A 19852-nucleotide genomic window follows, 5' to 3' on the forward strand; every position below is an offset into this window, starting at 1 on the left:
CCCTCGTTTTTTGATTCAGTATAGCGTGCTTACCACTTTTTATTCAGGACGCGGTCGATGCTGAATGCGCCCGGCCCTGTGATGGCCAGCAGCAGGAAACCGCCTGCGATGGTCAGGTTTTTCATGAACATCAGTGAGTTCACGCCTTCCGCAAAGTTGCTGTGGAAGATGAACGCGGTCAGCAGGGTAAAGCCTGCGGTAAACAGCGCCGTTGTACGGGTCAGGAAACCGAACAGAATCGCCAGACCGCCGCCAAACTCAAGCAGGATAGTCAGCGGTAACAGGAACCCCGGAACACCCATCGCTTCCATGTATTGTTGGGTACCCGCATAACCGGTGATTTTTCCCCAACCTGCGGTGATAAACAGAATGGGCATCAGAATGCGCGCTACCAGTACACCAACATCTTCTAATTTTTTCATTTTACTCTCCAGGGAACCACTCAGGCTGCTGATTTCATTTTTTGTGCAATCACGCGGAATGTCGCGTCGTTGCGGTTGATGGAGAGAATCATAAACGTGACATGTAACAATTGTTAGCAAGGAAAACTGTCAATAATTTTCAAAAATTTTGAGTGACAGGGCACAGATTGCCGAATGGCGGTGTAAACACCTTATTGGATTAACAGCAATACGTAGGCCCGATAAGCGTAGCGCCATCGGGCGTTATGCCGGATGGCGAGGAGGAAGGGGGCAGGGATCAGCCGCGCAGCTGCTGTTTTCGGATCGTGCTTTTGACCAGCCGCCAGGCGCTCCAGATGCCAAAACCGCGTTTTGCCCAGCGCACCAGCAGATTCGGGTGGCGAATTGTCCAGATAGCCATAACGCTGCTGCCGACCAGCGCCCAGGAACGCAGGCTGATCAGCGTGTTCCAGCCGCGATCCCAGCTGTCCGTCGCTTCCAGCCAGTCGCGACGACCGGCTGAAAGGTCCAGCCTTTGCTGCTGGATTTGGCTGAGCAGCAACGCCTTACGCTTTTGACGTTCGACTTTACTGCTCACGGCTTATCATCCTCCAGAATTTGCCGGTCGTTAGCCAGTTCATGACGCGTATGGCGTAACAGCGTTGACTGGCGGGCTTTGTGTAACGTCCAGAGTCCGCCGATCAGCGCCAGAACCAGCAACACAACGGTGGTGGCGATCATCGCATTGAGGCGATACTGAGGGTCAACCGCCCAGATGATAAGCACCATCAGGCTCATCAGACCGAACGCCGCGAAAAGCATGGTCAGCCCCAGCATCAGCAGAAGCTGAAAGAGATTCGCTTTTTCCTCTTCCAGTTCCACAACCGCCAGTCGCAGTCGGGTTTCTACCATCTCAACAAGGATAGTGACAATCCGCTGCCCGATGCCCAGAACGCTTTTGCCTGGCCCCTGCGCGTGATGAGAATCCGCCATAATTAACGACGCGTCAGCAGTACGCCCAGCACCACACCAACGGCTGCGCCAATGCCGACGCCCGTCCACGGGTTCTCGCGTACATAGTCGTCAGCGCGTGCTGCGGCTTCGCGAGTTTGTTTGGCAATCGCATCGCCGGTTTCGCCCAGACGGTTGCGGCTTTCTTTCAGCGCGCGCTCGGCTTTGCTACGAATCTTACTCAACTCTTCTTTCGACTTATCGCCAGAGGAGCTAAGCACCTCTTCGAGCGTATCAGCCAGGGATTTCAACTCAGCGCGCAGATGTTCCGTAGTGTTATCTTTCGACATAGTTTTCTCCAGGTGAGTGAGTCGTTAACGTTTGATTTGACTTAGTAGTCGCGTGCCTCAAGCTTTTTCAGGTCATCCTGAGCTTCAGCCAGCTTGCGTTCACGTTTCGCAATTTTATCCGCATCGCCTTTTTGTTTTGCTTCGACCAGATCACGCTGACGTTCAGCAATCTCATCTTTTTGTTTTGCGATCTTTTTCTGATGGTCAGCACGCAGTTTACTGTCGGTGCAGTTTGCTCTGAGTTCGCTGAGCGCTTTATTCAAACCATTAATGCGGTTCTGGTTGTTGTGCTTTTCGGCGTAGCTAATTTCCTTCTGTATATCCTGCTCTTTTTCCTGACAGAGGGTATTGGCATAGCTGCCTGCACTGAGCGTGAAAAGGGTAATAGCGAAAGCGATGCGGTATTTCATTCTTGAACCTTCCATTGTGATTCGAACCCGTTACCGGGGGACGATGATCCAGGTCATAACACGGCGGACAATAAGTCCGCCTTATTAATCATAGTCAGTAAACGGCGAAATCACCAAAGTGGGTGATATGATTCGGATTCCTGGACATTAACCGAAGCGATGTGGGTTATCCCGTAAGCGGGTCAACCACTGTACGGCCTGGCTGTCGCCGTTCTGTTGGGCGATGATATAGCCATGCGGCAACGTTCTGTCCAGCACGGCCTTAGCCGCCGCGCTTTGCGCGCTGGAGTCAAACGTAATAAGCAGCGCGTCATTTTGTGGCGTGATGCTTTTGAAGCGAATGCCGTTAGCGTCCAGATGATGCCAGATGGAAAAGCCGTCCGGCATACTGACGCCCTGATGGATGGCGCGAATGGCCAGCGTGGATTCCTGCTGGCGAATGGTCGACCAGACGAGAAAAAGCACGCTCATCAGCACGAGAAAAGAGGTTGTCCAGGCCAGTTGTCGAAGCGTTATGCGTGGTTTCACCATACTCTATCCCCGATTTCCGTATTTCTTTTTCCAGAGCACCACCAGCGAACCCGCCAGCCCAAAGACCAGCAGCACCACCGGCAGCAGCATCAGACATGACATCAGTTGGTCTTCATACTTCAGGAATACAGGCGTTTTGCCCAGCAAGTAACCCAGCGAGGTCAGGATCAGGACCCACAACAACCCGCTCATCCAGTTAAAGAATTGAAAGCGCGCGTTATTAAGGCCGGACAGACCCGCGATAGTGGGTAACAAGGTACGAACGAAAGCGATAAAACGGCCAATTAACAGCGCGGACAGGCCATGTTTATGGAACAAATGATGGGCGCGCTGATGATAATGCGCGGGCAGATGCGACAGCCAGTTTTGTACAATACGCGTGTTGCCCAGCCATCGCCCCTGAATATAACTGACCCAGCAGCCCAGGCTGGCGGCTACGGTTAACAGCAGGAGCGTTTGCGGAAACCCCATTGCGCCTTTGGCGATAAGTACGCCAACCAGCACCAGCAAACTGTCACCAGGTAAAAAGGCGGCAGGAAGCAACCCATTTTCCAGGAACAAAATCATAAATAGTACGAAATAAAGCATGCCAATCATGGAAGGGTTGGCGAGTGTTTCAAAATCCTGAGCCCACAGGGCATTCAGTAATTGAGTCAGTAGTTCCATTCAGTATTCCTGGAGAATCGGTTAACGTCACGCCGGTTTTTTGAGTTTGCAATACCGCAACATTATTCATTTTTTACTTGGGTTGCGGACGGGCGCAAAATCGCGGCCTGAACCATTCCTTGTTAAGTTGTGAAGTAAGCAAGCACTAACACACAAAAATTCAAAATGCATCTAATTGTAACAAAGGTCGACGTAGTCCGTTATAGAAATCGCACGTCGTTAAAATATGATTTTGCTTATCACAAAGGTGGGTGGCGAGAGGATTTACACAGGCTGACACTTTATATCTTACGCTTACTGAGCGGCGTCGCAGACAGGCGCCCTGATGCGCCTGCCAGCGTAAGATTGTCTATTTTGCCCCGTTAGCGGCGGTGTCCAGATGAACAACGGGATTTTCAGCAAAAAGATAGCGGTCGGCGTTAAATTCGAAATCGTCGCTGGTTTCGTTAAACAGCATCTGTTTGGTGTTCTCCAGATGCTGCCACATTGCCAGTTTCGCGGCATGAGGATCTTTGCGAATCAGCGCCTTGAGAATATGGTCATGATCGTCGCACCAGTTATCGACGGTGCGTGAATCAATATGATCGTGCAGTTTTTTCCAGTACGGGTTATGTACGCGCTGAGTCCACATTTTTTCGACAATGGCGGCCAGCGCGGTATTTTGCGTCGCCAGCGCGACCTGCACATGGAACTGGAGATCCCATTCGGAGTCGCGGAAACATTTTTCGTTACGCGCTTTCTCCTGGATTTCCATCAGCTTCATGATGTCCTGTTTCGTCACCTGCGTGGCGGCAAACTCGGCAATATTGCTTTCTATCAACTGGCGCGCCTGGAGAAGTTCGAACGGGCCATAATTGGCGAACTCAAGGTTTTCATCCGGGGCGACATAATATTTCGGTTGATTTGAAATGACGTGGATGCCGGAACCTTTGCGGACTTCTACGTAGCCTTCGACCTCCAGCATGATAATCGCTTCACGAACCACCGTACGGCTGACGTTTTTCTCATCGGCAATAAAGCGTTCGGCAGGGAGTTTATCGCCCACAAGGTAGACGCCCTGTTCGATGCGCTCTTTCAGGTCAGCAGCAAGTTGTTGATACAAACGTCGTGGTTCGGTGATTTCCATATGCGCTCCAGGCATAAGACGGCAGACTATATTTGTTATACCACTTTTGCGAGGCTGGCTCCACTTGTACCGTTGAAAAAGCCGCCTGTTTAACAGGCGGCTTTGGATGAGTAAACCTTGTTGGATAATGGCTCAGGTCAGGTCAACTTTGCGTTGCGGGGCGATTGACCTGCGACCCTGGCCCCGCCTCGCTGGCCGGTTTGTTTTGCAGCACCGTCCAGATAACCAGCGCGCCGAGCAGGTCGAACACCGCCAGTACCGCGAACAGTGGGCTGAAGCCGATGGTGTCAGCCAGCGCGCCGACCACCAGAGCAAACAATGTGCTCGCCAGCCAGGCGGACATCCCGGTCAGGCCATTCGCGGTTGCCACTTCATTACGGCCGAAGACGTCAGAAGAGAGCGTAATCAGCGCGCCGGACAGCGCCTGGTGAGCGAAACCGCCGATGCAAAGCAGCATGATGGCGATATACGGGCTGGTGAACAGGCCGATCATGCCTGGGCCAATCATCAGCAGCGCGCCCAGGGTAACGACCATTTTACGGGAGACGATCAGGTTTACGCCGAACCAGCGCTGGAACAGCGGCGGCAGATAACCGCCGATGATGCAGCCTAAGTCGGCAAACAGCATGGGCATCCAGGCAAACATGGCGATCTCTTTCAGGTTAAAGCCGTACACTTTAAACATGAACAGCGGGATCCAGGCGTTGAAGGTTCCCCATGCCGGTTCCGCCAGGAAACGTGGCAGGGCGATACCCCAGAACTGGCGGTTACGCAGGATCTGCGCGAGAGACATTTTCTTCGCAGTATTGTCTTTGTGCTGCGCTTCCTGACCGCCAATGATGTAGTCGCGTTCTGCATCCGTCAGCTTTTTCTGATCGCGCGGGTGTTTATAGAACACCAGCCAGGCCATTGCCCAGATGAAGCTCAGCACGCCGGAAATAATAAACGCCATCTGCCAGCTATGCATCACGATAGCCCAGACGACCAGCGGAGGCGCAATCATCGCGCCGATGGAAGAGCCGACGTTAAAGTAGCCGACCGCAATGGAGCGTTCTTTTGCCGGGAACCATTCAGAGCTGGCTTTCAGGCCCGCCGGGATCATCGCGGCTTCAGCAGCGCCGACCGCGCCGCGCGCCAGCGCCAGGCCGCCCCAGCTTCCAGCCAGTGCGGTTGCGCCGCAGAATACGGCCCACAGAACGGCGAACATGGCGTAACCCACCTTCGTACCGAGAACATCCAGTACGTAACCGGCTACGGGTTGCATGACAGTGTAAGCAGCAGAATAGGCTGCGATGATATAGGAATACTGTTGTGTGGAGATGTGTAACTCTTCCATCAGCGTTGGCGCAGCCGCCGCCACAGTGTTACGCGTCAGATAGCCCAGCACGGTGCCTAATGTCACCAGTGCAATCATATACCAACGTAACCCTTTAATTTTACGCATGTAAAACCTCATCGTTTTGTTATTTCCGCAACAATCGCGGTTATCTTCCTGCGCTGAGCGGGGAAGTTATTGACGACGGGATAACCGAAAAAAAGCCGGTACGCCCCGAACGTTGCCATGAGTCATCGTGCTAATTCGGTTTCCGTACCGGTCAATTCGATGTCTTAACCATCGATAACTTTGCATTCCGTCGGCTTATGTATCGCGACGGCCAGAAAGATAACTTGTCATACAACTTCAAAAGGTGAGTGACATCACAAATGCAGGATTCTTAGTGTGGTCATTATTTCGATTTAGAAATACCAGCAATGGCGCGGCCTGGAGCGCTGTTTACTCTTTTAGGGGTAATTTATTTGTTGGTTTTTATTGATCCAACTCACGAAAATATCTTCAGGGTCTGGAAATTGGTGTGATAACTTTGACAGCATCAAAACATAAGCAATCTGACGCACTCGTTGAGAGGAAGACGATAATGACCCCGTTTATGACTGAAGATTTTCTGCTGGATACCGAGTTTGCCCGCCGTCTGTACCATGATTACGCAAAAGATCAGCCCATCTTCGACTACCATTGCCACCTGCCGCCGCAGCAGATCGCGGAAAACTACCGTTTTAACAACCTGTATGATATCTGGCTGAAAGGCGACCACTATAAATGGCGAGCGATGCGCACCAACGGCGTTGCTGAGCGTCTGTGTACGGGCGATGCGTCCGATCGTGAGAAGTTCGACGCCTGGGCCGCCACGGTGCCGCACACGATCGGCAACCCGTTATATCACTGGACGCACCTTGAACTGCGTCGCCCATTTGGTATTACAGGTAAGCTGCTGTCGCCTGCGACGGCAGATGAGATCTGGGATCGTTGCAATGAATTGCTGGCGCAGGATGCATTCTCCGCGCGGGGAATCATGCAGCAGATGAATGTAAAAATGGTCGGCACCACCGACGATCCTGTTGATTCGCTGGAGCACCACGCCACGATCGCGAAAGACAGCGCGTTCACCGTTAAAGTGCTGCCGAGCTGGCGCCCTGATAAAGCGTTCAACATTGAGCAGGCAACCTTTGGCGATTACATGACGAAGCTGGGCGAAGTATCGGATACCGATATTCGCCGCTTCACCGATCTGCAAGCCGCGCTGACTCAGCGTCTGGATCATTTTGCCGCCCACGGCTGTAAGGTTTCTGACCACGCGCTTGACGTCGTTATGTTTGCTGAAGCCAGCGAAGCTGAACTGGACAGCATTCTGGTGCGCCGTCTGGCGGGCGAGACCCTGAGCGAGCATGAGGTCGCGCAGTTCAAAACGGCTGTACTGGTGTGGCTGGGCGCGGAATATGCGCGTCGCGGTTGGGTGCAGCAGTACCACATCGGCGCGCTGCGTAATAACAACCAGCGCCAGTTCAAACTGCTGGGGCCGGATGTCGGCTTCGATTCCATCAACGATCGTCCGCTGGCGGAAGAGCTGTCAAAATTGCTGAGCAAGCAGAATGAAGAAAATCTGCTACCGAAAACTATCCTGTACTGTCTGAACCCGCGCGATAACGAAGTGCTGGGCACCATGATCGGCAACTTCCAGGGCGAAGGGATGCCGGGCAAGATGCAGTTTGGTTCCGGCTGGTGGTTCAACGATCAGAAAGACGGGATGGAGCGTCAGATGACGCAACTGGCGCAGCTTGGCCTGCTGAGCCGCTTCGTCGGTATGCTGACCGACAGCCGCAGCTTCCTGTCTTATACCCGTCACGAATATTTCCGTCGCATCCTGTGCCAGATGATAGGCCGCTGGGTTAATGCGGGCGAAGCACCGGCGGATATCCAGTTGCTGGGTGAAATGGTACGAAACATCTGCTTCAACAATGCGCGCGACTATTTCGCCATTGAACTGAACTAAGGTCTGGGGTTGATATGCAATACATCAGGATCCATACGCTGGATAACGTTGCGGTAGCGTTGGCCGATTTAACGCAGGGCGCTGAGGTCAGCGTCGATAACCATACCGTGACGCTACGCCAGGATGTCGTACGCGGTCATAAGTTTGCCTTACGCGATATTGCGCAGGGGGAGAACGTCATCAAATATGGCCTGCCTATCGGCCATACGTTGGTGGACGTCGCGGCGGGTGAGCATATTCATGCCCACAATACCCGGACTAACCTCAGCGATTTGGATGAGTACAGCTATCAACCCGATTTTCAGGCCCCTGAAGTACAACCGGCGGATCGCGATGTACAGATTTACCGCCGTGCCAACGGAGACGTCGGTGTGCGCAATGAGCTGTGGATTCTGCCGACCGTCGGCTGTGTCAACGGCATTGCGCGGCAGATCCAGAACCGTTTCCTGAAAGAGACTTTTGATGCCGAAGGAACTGACGGTGTTTTCCTCTTCAGCCACACCTACGGCTGCTCTCAACTTGGCGACGATCACATCAACACCCGCACCATGCTGCAAAACATGGTGCGTCACCCGAATGCGGGGGCGGTGCTGGTGATTGGACTGGGTTGCGAAAACAATCAGGTGGATGCCTTTCGCGAGACGCTGGGCGAGTTCGACCCTGAACGCGTTCATTTTATGACCTGCCAACAGCAGGACGATGAAGTGGAGGCGGGCGTTGAGCATCTTCATCAGTTGTATAACGTGATGCGCCATGACAAACGCGTGCCGGGCAAACTGAGCGAACTTAAGTTTGGTCTGGAATGCGGCGGTTCAGATGGGTTGTCCGGTATTACCGCGAACCCGATGCTGGGGCGCTTCTCCGACTATGTTATCGCCAACGGCGGGACGACGGTGCTGACGGAAGTGCCGGAAATGTTCGGTGCAGAACAGCTGTTGATGAGCCATTGCCGCGATGAAGAGACGTTTGAAAAACTGGTGACAATGGTCAATGACTTCAAGCAATACTTTATCGCTCACGACCAGCCGATTTATGAGAATCCGTCGCCGGGTAACAAGGCGGGCGGGATTACGACGCTGGAAGACAAGTCTCTGGGGTGCACGCAGAAGGCGGGTTCCAGCCAGGTTGTGGATGTGCTGCGCTACGGTGAACGCCTGAAAACACGCGGTCTGAATCTGTTAAGCGCGCCAGGCAACGATGCGGTCGCCACTAGCGCGCTGGCGGGCGCGGGTTGCCACATGGTGCTGTTCAGTACCGGCCGCGGTACGCCATATGGCGGGTTTGTCCCGACGGTGAAGATTGCTACCAACAGCGAACTGGCGGCGAAGAAGAAGCACTGGATCGATTTTGACGCCGGGCAGTTGATTCACGGTAAGGCGATGCCGCAGTTGTTGAATGAATTTGTGGATACGATTGTGGCGTTTGCCAACGGCAAGCAGACCTGCAATGAGCGCAATGATTTCCGCGAGCTGGCGATTTTCAAAAGCGGTGTAACGCTGTAAAAAAATGCCGGATGGCGACGTAAACGTCTTATCCGGCCTGCGAGTGGGAGTCGTTGTAGGCCTGATAAGCGCAGCGCCATCAGGCAATGAAAAATGCCGGATGGCGACGTAAACGTCTTATCCGGCCTACGAGTGGGAGTCGTTGTAGGCCTGATACGCATAGCGCCATCAGGCTTGTGGTTATTTAGCTACGCAGCGCGCTTTTCGCTAAACGCGCGTCTTCCGCCTGACATACTGCGGCGGTAAACATAACGTCGGTAGAGGAGTTGATTGCGGTCTCGCAGGAGTCCTGCAACACGCCGATAATGAAGCCAACCGCAACCACCTGCATGGCGATTTCGTTCGGAATACCGAACATGTTGCACGCCAGCGGGATCAGCAACAGTGAACCGCCCGCCACGCCAGAAGCGCCGCATGCGCACAGCGATGCCACCACGCTCAGCAGCAGCGCCGTCGGCAGATCAACCGGAATACCCAGCGTATACACCGCCGCCAGCGTCAGCACGGTAATCGTGATTGCCGCACCGGCCATATTGACGGTTGCTCCCAGCGGGATGGAAACAGAATAGGTATCTCTGTCCAGATTCAGTTTTTCGCACAGCGACATATTCACCGGAATATTTGCAGCGGAGCTACGGGTAAAGAAGGCGGTCACGCCGCTTTCACGCAGGCAAGTGAGAACCAGCGGATACGGGTTGCGGCGGATCTGTAAAAAGACCAGCAGCGGGTTGATGACCAGCGCCACAATCGCCATACAGCCAATCAGCACCAGTAACAGTTGCGCATAGCCCCACAGCGCTGAGAAGCCCGTAGTGGCGAGCGTTGAGGCGACCAGGCCAAAGATACCGATCGGCGCGAAGCGAATCACCAGTTTCACAATAAAGGTGACGGCGTCGGACAGATCGTTCACCAGATTTTTGGTGGTTTGATTACTGTGGCGCAGCGCAAAGCCCAGGCCGATAGCCCACACCAGAATACCGATGTAGTTGGCGTTGATCAGCGCATGGATCGGGTTCGCAACGATGCTCATCAGCAGCCCGTGTATCACCTGGACAATGCCGCTCGGCGGCGTGATATCCGTGGCGCCAGTCGTCAGTTGCAGCGTGGACGGAAAGAGGAAGCTCACCACAACCGCCGTCAGCGCGGCTGAAAATGTGCCGAGCAGATACATCCACAAAATCGGGCGAATATTGGTTTTCTGACCGTGTTGATGATTGGCGATAGACGCCATCACCAGCGTCAGTACCAGAACCGGCGCGACAGCTTTCAGCGCACCAACGAACAGGGTGCCCAGCAGACCCGTTGCCTCTGCGGCAGGTTTTGAAACTAAAGCCAGTAAAATTCCCAGTACAAGCCCAATTAAAATTTGTTTAACCAGGCTCCCTTGAACCAAACGCTGGAGTAGCCCCGATGAACGTTGCGTAGTCATTTCATGATCCTTTCAGTGTGATGTTGTTCATCCTTTGCACGCTCTGTTGGCGCATCTTTCAGGATGTAACAAAGTGTTTGCCTGAGTGAGTATAAGGAAAGATGGGGATTGGGAAAGCGTAAAATGCTGGAATTTACGTACTACGTCATATTTTTTAACTAAACATTTACATGTTATCGGGTAGTGCTGCGTGTACTCAACCCACGACCGTGGTTTTTGTAAGCCCGGCAGACATGGCGCTGCCGGGCAGGGTCTTACTGTAGCTGCTGCTTTTTATCGTTCTGGCGATTTACCCACGCGTTAACAATCAGCGTGATCACCAGAATACTGAACACCACGCCCAGCGAGATGGCGATCGGAATGTGGTAGAAATCGACGATCAGCATCTTAATACCGATAAAGACCAGAATGACGGCCAGACCATATTTGAGCATCGAGAAACGCTCCGCTACCCCTGCCAGCAGGAAGTACATGGCGCGCAGACCCAGGATCGCAAACAGGTTGGAGGTCAGGACGATGAACGGGTCGGTAGTCACGGCAAAGATGGCCGGAATGCTATCGACGGCGAAAATCACATCGCTCAGTTCCACCAGAATCAGGACCAGCATCAGCGGCGTCACGAACAGCAAGCCATTCTTACGCACAAAGAAATGCTCGTTTTCGATGGTATCGGTCATGCGAAGGTGGCTACGCAGCCAGCGAACCAGCGGTTTGTCGCCGATGCCGGATTCGTCCTCTTTCACCAGCGCCATCTTCACGCCCGTAAACAGCAGGAAAGCGCCGAACAGGTACAGTATCCAGTCGAACTGGGCGATCAGCCAGCTACCGGCGAAAATCATAATCGTACGCAGAACAATGGCGCCAAGTACGCCATACACCAGAACCCGGCGTTGCAGGGCAGGCGGAACAGAGAAGTAGCTGAACAGCATCAGCCAGACAAAGACGTTATCAACGGCCAGCGATTTTTCGATCAGATAACCGGTGAGAAACGCCAGCGCCTGCGGATCGGCCACCGCCCGGCCCTGGGTCTCCGCCAGATACCACCAGAAGGCGGCGTTGAACAGCAATGAAAGTGTCACCCAGACCAGAGACCAGGCCGCCGCCTGCTTCATGGACATCGTATGTACGCCACGACGCCCCTGCAACAGAAGGTCGATAGCCAGCATAATCACCACAACGACAGCGAATCCGCCCCATAACAACGGTGTGCCGACAGTATTCATAGAATTTCCTTACACATAAAAAAACGGCCAACGTCGAAAGACGTCAGCCGCTGCTTTTTATATGCATAGACCTCGCCTTCCGGCAAGGTCTCACTTACAACAAGAAAGTGATATGTACTCACTCCACGGGTGATGGCGAATCGGCTTCGTCATCAATCAAAGACATGAAGGCACATCACTTTCTTATTGCCCGGCGACCGGATGTGGTTTTTCACACATCGTAATGACGATCGACCGACAATGAAGTTACTCCCCTTTGCACGTAACAAAATATGACAGGCCATACGATCAGTCAATGGCCTGTTACATCTGTTTTACATTGTTTTACGCTGTGGCGTCATCCGCGGGGAAGACGACGCCCGTCTGCCGACGGATCTCCGTGAGCAGTTTGGCCGTGATACGGCTGACGGTCAGCTCGGGATGGTTCACCTCGTTAGTCTCGACCAGGTGTGCAAAGCGTTCCGCCTCATACAGCATCGTATTGATATGCTGAGGAACGGATAAATCCTGCGTTTTTCCGCCGCGTGGAATGAAGCACACTTTCTGACATTCCGAAATTTTCTCGATGACCAGAGAACCGGCTTCGCCCTGGATTTCGCTGGGTAGTACGGAGTCACTCACTTTGGAATGCTGTAGGGTGACGCTGAAGTCGCCGTAATCCAGCACCGCCACGCCATGCGCATCGACACCGCTTTCCAGCAGACTGGCGGACGCCTGAACGTTTTGCGGTTCTCCCCAGAGCGCAACCGCTGACGCCAGACAGTAAAAACCGATATCCATAATGGAGCCATTCGAGAAGGCCGGATTAAAGGTATTGGGGTTTTCGCCGTCCAGATAGCGCTGGTAGCGCGAGGAATACTGGCAGTAGTTGATAAGGGCTTTGCGCATTCTTCCTGCTTTCGGCAGCGACTGCTGTAGCAACTGGAAATTAGGCAGGCTGGCGGTTTTAAAGGCTTCGAACAGGACGACCTGATTTTCACGCGCGCACGCGATGGCGGCGTCGACTTCGGCCAGATTCGAGGCCAGCGGCTTCTCGCAGATCACATGCTTTTTGTGGCTTAAAAAGAGCTGAGTCTGGGGGAAATGCAGCGAGTTCGGGCTGGCGATATACACCGCATCAATGGCGTCGCTTTGCGCCATTGCTTCAAGCGAAGTGAATAAATGCTCGACGGGATAATCATTGGCGAAGGTTTGCGCCTGTTCGAGGCGACGGGAATAGACTGCGGTTAACTTATATTTGCCGGTTTCATGGGCGGCATCGACAAACTGGCGGGTGATCCAGTTTGTGCCAATAACAGCGAAACGTATCATAAACGCCTTCAGGCTCCATAAAGGGATTCTTTCGTCAATTTAGCATGCCTTTATGACAAAGCCAGTGCGCTACTGCTCAGATTGCTTTAACGAAAGATGCGTTAACCACAGGCGGGTATCAAACTCAAGCTGGTGATACTGCGGCTCCATATGACAGCACAGTTGATAAAACGCTTTGTTGTGCTCTTTCTCTTTCAGATGCGCCAGTTCGTGAACCACGATCATTCGCAGAAAAGGTTCCGGCGCATTGCGAAACACGGTAGCGACGCGGATCTCGGCTTTCGCCTTCAGCTTGCCGCCCTGTACGCGTGAAACGGCGGTATGCAGCCCCAGCGCATTTTTCAGCACATGGATCTTGTTGTCATACATCACTTTGTTGATCGGCGGGGCGTTACGCAGAAACTGGCTTTTCAGATCCTGGGTATACTGCCAGAGCGCTTTATCGGTCGCAAAATCATGCGTTCCCGGATAGCGTTTTTCCAGCACGGCGCCCAGACGCTGTTCAGCAATGAGCGTGCGTACCTGAGACAGTAAATTCTCCGGGTAGCCGTGGAGATAAGTAAGTTGACCCATCAAAGCCCCAAATTAAATCTAAAAAAAGAGTATACTCACGCACCCTTTCAGGGATAACAGCGAAATTTTACCATTCAGGAGGGCCGATGAGCCACGTAGACAACGGTTTCCGTTCACTGACACTGAAACGTTTCCCGGAAACGGATGACGTTAACCCGCTTCAGGCGTGGGAAGCGGCGGATGAATATCTGCTGCAACAGTTAGACGACACGGAAATCAGCGGCCCGCTGCTGATCCTGAATGATGCCTTTGGCGCATTAAGCTGCGCGCTGGCTGAGCATACACCATACAGCATCGGCGACTCGTATTTAAGCGAGCTGGCGACGCGCGAAAATTTACGCCACAACGATATCGCCGAATCCAGCGTGAAGTTTCTCGACAGCACCACCGCGTACCCGCCGGCGCCGGGCGTCGTGTTGATTAAGGTGCCGAAAACGCTGGCGCTGCTGGAGCAACAATTGCGCGCGTTGCGCCAGGTCGTGACTCCGCAGACCCGTATTATTGCGGGAGCAAAGGCGCGTGACATTCATACCTCCACGCTGGAACTGTTCGAAAAAGTGCTCGGCCCCACGACCACGACGCTGGCCTGGAAAAAGGCGCGCCTGATCAACTGTACCTTCAGTAAGCCTGAACTGGCGGATGCGCCGCAGACGCTGAGCTGGAAACTGGACGGCACCGACTGGACTATCCACAATCATGCGAACGTTTTCTCGCGTACCGGCCTGGATATCGGCGCGCGCTTCTTTATGCAGCATTTACCGGAAAATCTGGAAGGGGAGATCGTCGATCTCGGCTGCGGCAATGGCGTGATTGGCCTGACGCTGCTGGCGAAGAACCCTCAGGCGAGCGTCGTGTTTGTCGATGAATCGCCGATGGCGGTCGCGTCCAGCCGTTTGAATGTGGAAACCAATATGCCGGAAGCGTTGGATCGCTGCGAGTTTATGATTAACAACGCTTTGTCCGGCGTGGAACCTTTCCGCTTTAACGCCGTGCTGTGCAACCCGCCGTTCCATCAGAAACATGCGCTGACGGATAACGTTGCCTGGGAAATGTTCCACCATGCACGCCGTTGCCTGAAGATCAACGGCGAGCTGTACATTGTGGCGAACCGTCACCTGGATTATTTCCACAAGCTGAAGAAGATTTTCGGTAACTGCACCACCATCGCCACCAATAACAAATTTGTGGTGTTGAAAGCGGTCAAAACCGGTCGCCGCCGCTAATAGCGTGTGCCGGATGACGGCTAACGCCTTATCCGGCCTACAACGTGCTACCCCGTAGGCCTGATAAGCGTAGCGCCATCAGGCAATGCCCTTAAATCGCCAGCGCTAATTTTGTTCCCTGCGCAATTGCCCGCCGCGCATCCAGCTCCATCGCCACGTCGCATCCGCCAATCAGGTGTACCGTTTTCCCTGACGCGCGCAGCGGCGCCGCCAGTTCGCGCCGTGGCTCCTGCCCCGCGCAGATCACGACATGATCGACGTTCAGAAGCTGCGGTTCGCCGTTGATCAATACGTGCAATCCGTCATCGTCGATCTTCTGATAACTGACCGCCGGGATCATTTTTACGCCGCGGGACAACAGCGTTGCGCGATGGATCCAGCCGGTGGTTTTCCCCAGCCCCTGACCGGGTTTACTGGCTTTACGCTGTAGCATCACAATCTGACGTGGGCTGCGAGACAGATGCGGCCCTTCCGGGCGTAACCCGCCGGGCTGTTGCAGGCTGGTGTCGATCCCCCATTCCACGCAGAACTCGGCAATGCTCTGGCTGCTGGGATCGCCTGGCTGGCTGAGGTACATCGCAGTATCAAAACCAATCCCGCCGCAGCCGATAATCGCGACACGTTTCCCGACGGGAGTTTTATCGCGCAGCACCTCAAGATAGGTCAGCACTTTCGGGTGATCGATGCCCTCGATCGACGGTTTACGCGGCTCGATCCCGCAAGCGAGGATCGCTTCATCAAACGGTTGCAGATCGTCTGCGGTGACAAACCGGTTGAGCTTCAGCGTCACGCCGGTCACTTCGATCATCCGACGGTAATAGCGCAGCGTTTCATAAAATTCTTCTTTGCCGGGGATCTGTTTAGCGATGTTGAACTGCCCGCCGATCTCGGCCAGGGCATCAAACAGCGTAACGTCGTGCCCGCGCGCTGCCGCGTTAATGGCAAATGCGAGACCCGCCGGGCCTGCGCCGACGACGGCCAGGCTTTTCTTATGTTCAGCCGGAACTATCGGCATTTTGGTTTCGTGACAGGCGCGTGGATTCACCAGGCAAGAGGTGACTTTACCCACGAAGATCTGATCCAGACAGGCCTGGTTGCAGCCGATACAGGTGTTGATCTCATCCGCCCGCCCTGATTGCGCTTTCGACAGCAGCTCGGCATCCGCCAGGAACGGGCGCGCCATCGACACCATATCCGCATCGCCGCGCGCCAGAATATCGTCTGCTACTTGCGGATCGTTGATCCGGTTGGTCGTGACCAGCGGAACGGTGACGTGACCTTTCAGTTTGCGCGTTACCCAGCTAAAGGCGCCGCGCGGAACCGGCGTGGCGATCGTCGGGATACGCGCTTCGTGCCAGCCAATACCGGTGTTGATGATCGTCGCGCCAGCCGCTTCAATGGCCTGCGCCAGCTGTACGGTTTCGTCGAACGTCCCGCCGTTTTCCACCAGGTCGAGCATCGACAGGCGGTAGATAATGATAAAATCGCTGCCCACGCGCTGGCGTACTGCCCGTACCACTTCCACCGCGAAGCGCATACGCCTGGCGTAATCGCCGCCCCATTCATCGTCGCGCTGGTTCGTGCGCACGGTAAGAAATTCGTTGATCAGATAGCCTTCCGAACCCATCACCTCGACGCCGTCGTAACCCGCTTCCCGCGCCAGCTGGGCGCAGTGGGCGAAATCGTCAATCAGTTGCAGGATTTCATCGTGCGTGAGTTCGTGCGGCGTAAAACGGTTGATGGGCGCCTGGATCGCCGAAGGGGCGACCAGATGCGGCTGATAGCTATAGCGTCCGGTATGCAGGATCTGCAACGCAATTTTCCCGCCTTCTTCATGAACGGCGTCCGTGATCACGCGGTGGTGCGGCAGCTGGCTGGCGTCATTTAACGTGGCGCCGCCTTCCATTCCCACCCCGGACAGTGCAGGGGCAATCCCCCCGGTGACGATCAGCGCGACGCCATGCCGCGCACGTTCGGCGTAGAAAGCCGCCAGCCGTTCGGCGCCATCGGGGTATTCCTCCAGCCCGGTATGCATCGAACCCATTAGCACACGGTTTTTAAGCCGGGTAAAGCCCAGATCGAGCGGGGCGAAAAGCGACGGATAGCTCATAAGTGTGTCCAGTATGTAAAATTATTGTTATGTGGTCGGATGAGTTAATAATTTAGCCGTCGCGGCGTAAAAGGGAAAAGGGGAATGCGATGATTGTGATGGGATTCAAAAAAGGAGCGGGGCCAGAGAACGAATTTGCCGGATGGCGACGCTGGCGCGTCTTATCCGGCCTACAGGTGTGCGGGTTGTGTGAACATTGCCGGATGGCGACGCTGGCGCGTCTTATCCGGCCTACAGGTGTGCGGGTTGTGTGAACATTGCCGGATGGCGATGCTGGCGCGTCTTATCCGGCCTACGGATCGGATTCCTGTAGGCCGGATAAGCGTAGCGCCATCCGGCATCGCATTTCGGATTACAGTTTCCTGAAGAAGTCGTTATACAGCATATACAGGTGCGCGGCGCTCCAGGAGAAGTTCGGCGCGCCCTGCTGTGCGCCGGTCAACGGGTTGTAGTTTTCCTGAATCGGCCCGTCGGCGGTCAGCCCTTTCGCATGCCTGAAGAAAGTATCCGCCAGCTTCAGCGCATCATCACGATAGCCGTAACGCGCCATGCCTTTTAATCCGAACCAGAACTGATCCACCCATACGCGTCCGCGCCAGTAAATATCCGCGCCGAACGCCGGATTAGTCAGCGCGGCGGTGCCGAGCGGTACGAAAGTGTTGAACTCTTTCGGGTCAAGCATCACCTTCACAACCGCATCGGCGTGAGCCTGCGTCGCAGCGCCGTTAAACAATGGCGACCAGCCTTCCGGCCCCTTGCCACGCTCAACGATCGGTTTCCCCGCACAGCCGTTTGCCAGCGGCTTTTCTTCAATCCGCAGATCATAGAAGAAGTGTGTTGTCGGATCGAACATGCAGGTGTTGATGTAATCCGCGAGCTTCTGCGCCAACTGGCGATAGTGCTGCGCCTCGTTCGGCTTATTGAGGAGGGTCGCCATTTCCGCCAGATAGTGGTTGTCGCTGTACATGTAGCTCGCCTGATCGACTGACTCCTGTCGCAGCGAATAGCCCAGCAGCATGCCGTCCTGGCGACGGTTTTCCGCAAATTTCACCGTCCAGTCGCTGCGTTTGCCGCCGTTTGCGACATATTTATCCAGCTGCGCTTTATCAATAAAACCGAACACTGCGGCGTCATCACGCCCGGACTCCCAGGAGGCGGCGACCTGCGCCGGAATTTCCAGGCTGTCGTACTGGCCTTCGCTGATGATGCGGGCATAGTTTCTCAGCCCGGATAACGTCTCTTCCTTGTCGCCCTGTTTTACCGTAAACAGCATTTCGCCGGTGTCGGTATTGTGGGCTTTGTCGCGGGTTGCGCCATATTCCGGGACGCCATTGCCGTTGTGATCGCGGTTACGCAGCCACCAGTCATGGTATGCCACCAGTTTCGGGTACATCTCTTCAAGCCAGGCTTTGTCTTTGGTGACGTTGTAGACCTCCATCACTGACCACGCCGCGAGGCTTGGCTTGGTGTTGCGCTCGTTCCAGTTGCCGCCATCGCCGCCGCGTTCCGGGCTGAGATTCCAGGCGATCAGATCGGGAACGAAACCCGCATCCTGTGGGCGAAGCGGATCGTCGGGTTGAATCTGCCAGGAGAAGACGGCGCGAATATTCTCTTTAGCGATTTCCGGGTTGAAATGCGCCATCGCAAAGGCCTGCTTCCAGGTGTCCCACGGCCAGGTCTGATTACCGGAAAACCAGCGGCCAGTGACCGATGGCGTCACGGTATGGTGTTTGATCGCGCCGCCTGGCGAGCGCCAGTTGCCGTTCAGCGTTTCAATGGCTTTAACCGCAACCCGCGTTTGTTCTGGCGTGGCGTCCGGGTTGGTTAAGCCTTTTTGCAGATAGCCCTCCCAGCGTTTTTGTGATGCGTTGAGATAGTCTGTCGGGCGAGCCAGAATGTCGCGGATCTGCGCCTGCTCGTTATCCACTTCCTGCGCGGTGAGCAGATGCGACCAGGTGGTATAAAACGTGGTGGAACCGTTGATGTGCGCCTTGCTGGTAAAGCGGTGGCCGTTGACCTTCGTGTCTGTTGGCAGGGATTTATGTATCTGATATTCAGATTCGCCGGAAGTGAGCAGATCCCAGGTGGAACGCACTTTGCCGAAGGTGACTTTCAGACCATCACGGGTGGCGATGATTTTTCGCTGATAGTCCGGGTATTCTCCATCAATGGTTTTATCGGAGATCGCTTTTCCCTCTTTCGCTTCCAGTTTTTCCAGTAACTCGCCGTCCCACACCAGATCCAGCGGCGTCTTGCTGGTGATTTTCGTTTCCAGCAGGGCGGTGCGCGAACTGGCGAAGCGCAGCGTCATCTCAACCTGCACGTCCTTTGAGGATAATTTTTGGATCAGCGCGCCGGGAATGCTGTAAGCCTCAAGCGCAAAGTCAACCTGTTGGCCGTTTTGATACACCGACAGACGGTCAAAATGGGTGGCCATAAAGTTGATGTACTCTTCCGTCAGCAGTGCAACGCCGGGAAAGCCGCCCATCGTAGCCTTGCTGTCTGGCAGCAGATATCCATGCCACGCGCCAAGATCGAAAAACGGATTAAAACGCTGGTGATCATCGTAATCGTAATCATGCATATAGCCCGGCGCGCCGGTGCGGTTAATGACATTTTTATAATCGTCCGCAGTGGCGGCATGTGCGGAGAGGCTTATCAGCAAAGCGCAGGTCAGCGGCGTCAGGGCCGTCGTGATTTTCATGGTGTTCATGTCC

General features: G+C 54.6%; 18 protein-coding genes and 1 pseudogene. 4 read left to right on the forward strand and 15 right to left on the reverse strand.

From position 1 onward, the window contains the following. Window positions 1-29 precede the first annotated feature (29 nt). From OGX80_RS13485 to OGX80_RS13525, 9 genes and pseudogenes are all read right to left on the reverse strand, one after another. Window positions 30-422 carry a DoxX family protein gene (locus OGX80_RS13485; RefSeq protein ID WP_012135240.1) on the reverse strand — a complete coding sequence of 131 codons (393 nt, stop codon included), beginning with the start codon at window positions 420-422 and terminating at the stop codon, window positions 30-32. A 277-nt stretch (window positions 423-699) separates the two neighbouring features. After that, entirely contained in the window at window positions 700-999 is a 300-nt protein-coding gene (locus OGX80_RS13490; protein ID WP_012135239.1) for a YqjK-like family protein, read from the reverse strand. Next, window positions 989-1394, reverse strand: a pseudogene (locus OGX80_RS13495) (phage holin family protein). The gene OGX80_RS13490 and the pseudogene OGX80_RS13495 overlap by 11 nt, the downstream one beginning before the upstream one ends. A 2-nt stretch (window positions 1395-1396) precedes the next feature. Beyond that, complete coding sequence (locus tag OGX80_RS13500; protein ID WP_012135237.1) at window positions 1397-1702, reverse strand: ElaB/YgaM/YqjD family protein; 306 nt, start codon at window positions 1700-1702, stop codon at window positions 1397-1399. Between the two features lie 41 nt (window positions 1703-1743). Continuing rightward, window positions 1744-2112 (reverse strand): DUF1090 domain-containing protein, encoded by a 369-nt coding sequence (locus tag OGX80_RS13505; protein ID WP_049010354.1) that lies wholly within the window; start codon window positions 2110-2112, stop codon window positions 1744-1746. Between the two features lie 147 nt (window positions 2113-2259). Continuing rightward, window positions 2260-2643: an EnvZ/OmpR regulon moderator MzrA gene (mzrA, locus tag OGX80_RS13510; RefSeq protein ID WP_047461090.1), complete on the reverse strand. Its 384-nt coding sequence runs from the start codon at window positions 2641-2643 to the stop codon at window positions 2260-2262. A gap of 3 nt (window positions 2644-2646) precedes the next feature. Then, window positions 2647-3309: a DedA family general envelope maintenance protein YqjA gene (gene yqjA, locus OGX80_RS13515; RefSeq protein ID WP_012135234.1), complete on the reverse strand. Its 663-nt coding sequence runs from the start codon at window positions 3307-3309 to the stop codon at window positions 2647-2649. A 349-nt stretch (window positions 3310-3658) separates the two neighbouring features. Next, complete coding sequence (gene exuR, locus OGX80_RS13520) at window positions 3659-4435, reverse strand: transcriptional regulator ExuR (RefSeq protein ID WP_012135233.1); 777 nt, start codon at window positions 4433-4435, stop codon at window positions 3659-3661. Window positions 4436-4577: 142 nt separating this feature from the next. Beyond that, on the reverse strand, window positions 4578-5879 hold the full coding sequence (locus OGX80_RS13525; RefSeq protein ID WP_024130972.1) for an MFS transporter: 1302 nt from the start codon (window positions 5877-5879) through the stop codon (window positions 4578-4580). A 472-nt stretch (window positions 5880-6351) separates the two neighbouring features. Between OGX80_RS13525 and uxaC the strand changes: the two genes are divergently transcribed. Next, on the forward strand, window positions 6352-7764 hold the full coding sequence (uxaC, locus tag OGX80_RS13530; protein ID WP_115181082.1) for a glucuronate isomerase: 1413 nt from the start codon (window positions 6352-6354) through the stop codon (window positions 7762-7764). 14 nt (window positions 7765-7778) lie between these two features. Continuing rightward, complete coding sequence (locus OGX80_RS13535; RefSeq protein WP_012135230.1) at window positions 7779-9266, forward strand: UxaA family hydrolase; 1488 nt, start codon at window positions 7779-7781, stop codon at window positions 9264-9266. A gap of 184 nt (window positions 9267-9450) precedes the next feature. Here OGX80_RS13535 and sstT read toward each other — a convergent pair whose 3' ends face one another. The 4 genes from sstT to OGX80_RS13555 form a co-directional block, all read right to left on the reverse strand. Beyond that, complete coding sequence (gene sstT / locus OGX80_RS13540) at window positions 9451-10695, reverse strand: serine/threonine transporter SstT (RefSeq protein ID WP_047461096.1); 1245 nt, start codon at window positions 10693-10695, stop codon at window positions 9451-9453. Window positions 10696-10949: 254 nt separating this feature from the next. Next, a complete protein-coding gene (locus OGX80_RS13545; RefSeq protein ID WP_012135228.1) occupies window positions 10950-11918 on the reverse strand; it encodes a TerC family protein in 969 nt (322 codons plus the stop codon). 324 nt (window positions 11919-12242) lie between these two features. After that, complete coding sequence (locus OGX80_RS13550; RefSeq protein WP_012135227.1) at window positions 12243-13229, reverse strand: Gfo/Idh/MocA family protein; 987 nt, start codon at window positions 13227-13229, stop codon at window positions 12243-12245. 69 nt (window positions 13230-13298) lie between these two features. Then, on the reverse strand, window positions 13299-13802 hold the full coding sequence (locus tag OGX80_RS13555) for a M48 metallopeptidase family protein (RefSeq protein ID WP_012135226.1): 504 nt from the start codon (window positions 13800-13802) through the stop codon (window positions 13299-13301). An 86-nt stretch (window positions 13803-13888) separates the two neighbouring features. On the opposite strand from OGX80_RS13555, the gene rlmG reads away from it, so the two are divergent. Then, window positions 13889-15025, forward strand: coding sequence for a 23S rRNA (guanine(1835)-N(2))-methyltransferase RlmG (gene rlmG, locus OGX80_RS13560; protein WP_115181083.1), 1137 nt, complete (start codon window positions 13889-13891; stop codon window positions 15023-15025). 91 nt (window positions 15026-15116) lie between these two features. On the opposite strand, the gene OGX80_RS13565 is transcribed toward rlmG, so the two are convergent. Beyond that, a complete protein-coding gene (locus OGX80_RS13565) occupies window positions 15117-17135 on the reverse strand; it encodes an NADPH-dependent 2,4-dienoyl-CoA reductase (RefSeq protein WP_115181084.1) in 2019 nt (672 codons plus the stop codon). An 89-nt stretch (window positions 17136-17224) separates the two neighbouring features. Here OGX80_RS13565 and OGX80_RS13570 point away from each other — a divergent pair, with 89 nt between their 5' ends. Beyond that, window positions 17225-17389 (forward strand): hypothetical protein, encoded by a 165-nt coding sequence (locus tag OGX80_RS13570; RefSeq protein WP_160117713.1) that lies wholly within the window; start codon window positions 17225-17227, stop codon window positions 17387-17389. Window positions 17390-17487: 98 nt separating this feature from the next. On the opposite strand, the gene ygjK is transcribed toward OGX80_RS13570, so the two are convergent. Beyond that, complete coding sequence (ygjK, locus tag OGX80_RS13575; protein WP_115182304.1) at window positions 17488-19839, reverse strand: alpha-glucosidase; 2352 nt, start codon at window positions 19837-19839, stop codon at window positions 17488-17490. Window positions 19840-19852 lie beyond the last annotated feature (13 nt).

Origin of the sequence: Citrobacter sp. CK194, from assembly GCF_030333395.1 — a bacterium.
GTDB classification, from domain to species: Bacteria; Pseudomonadota; Gammaproteobacteria; order Enterobacterales; family Enterobacteriaceae; genus Citrobacter_B; species Citrobacter_B koseri.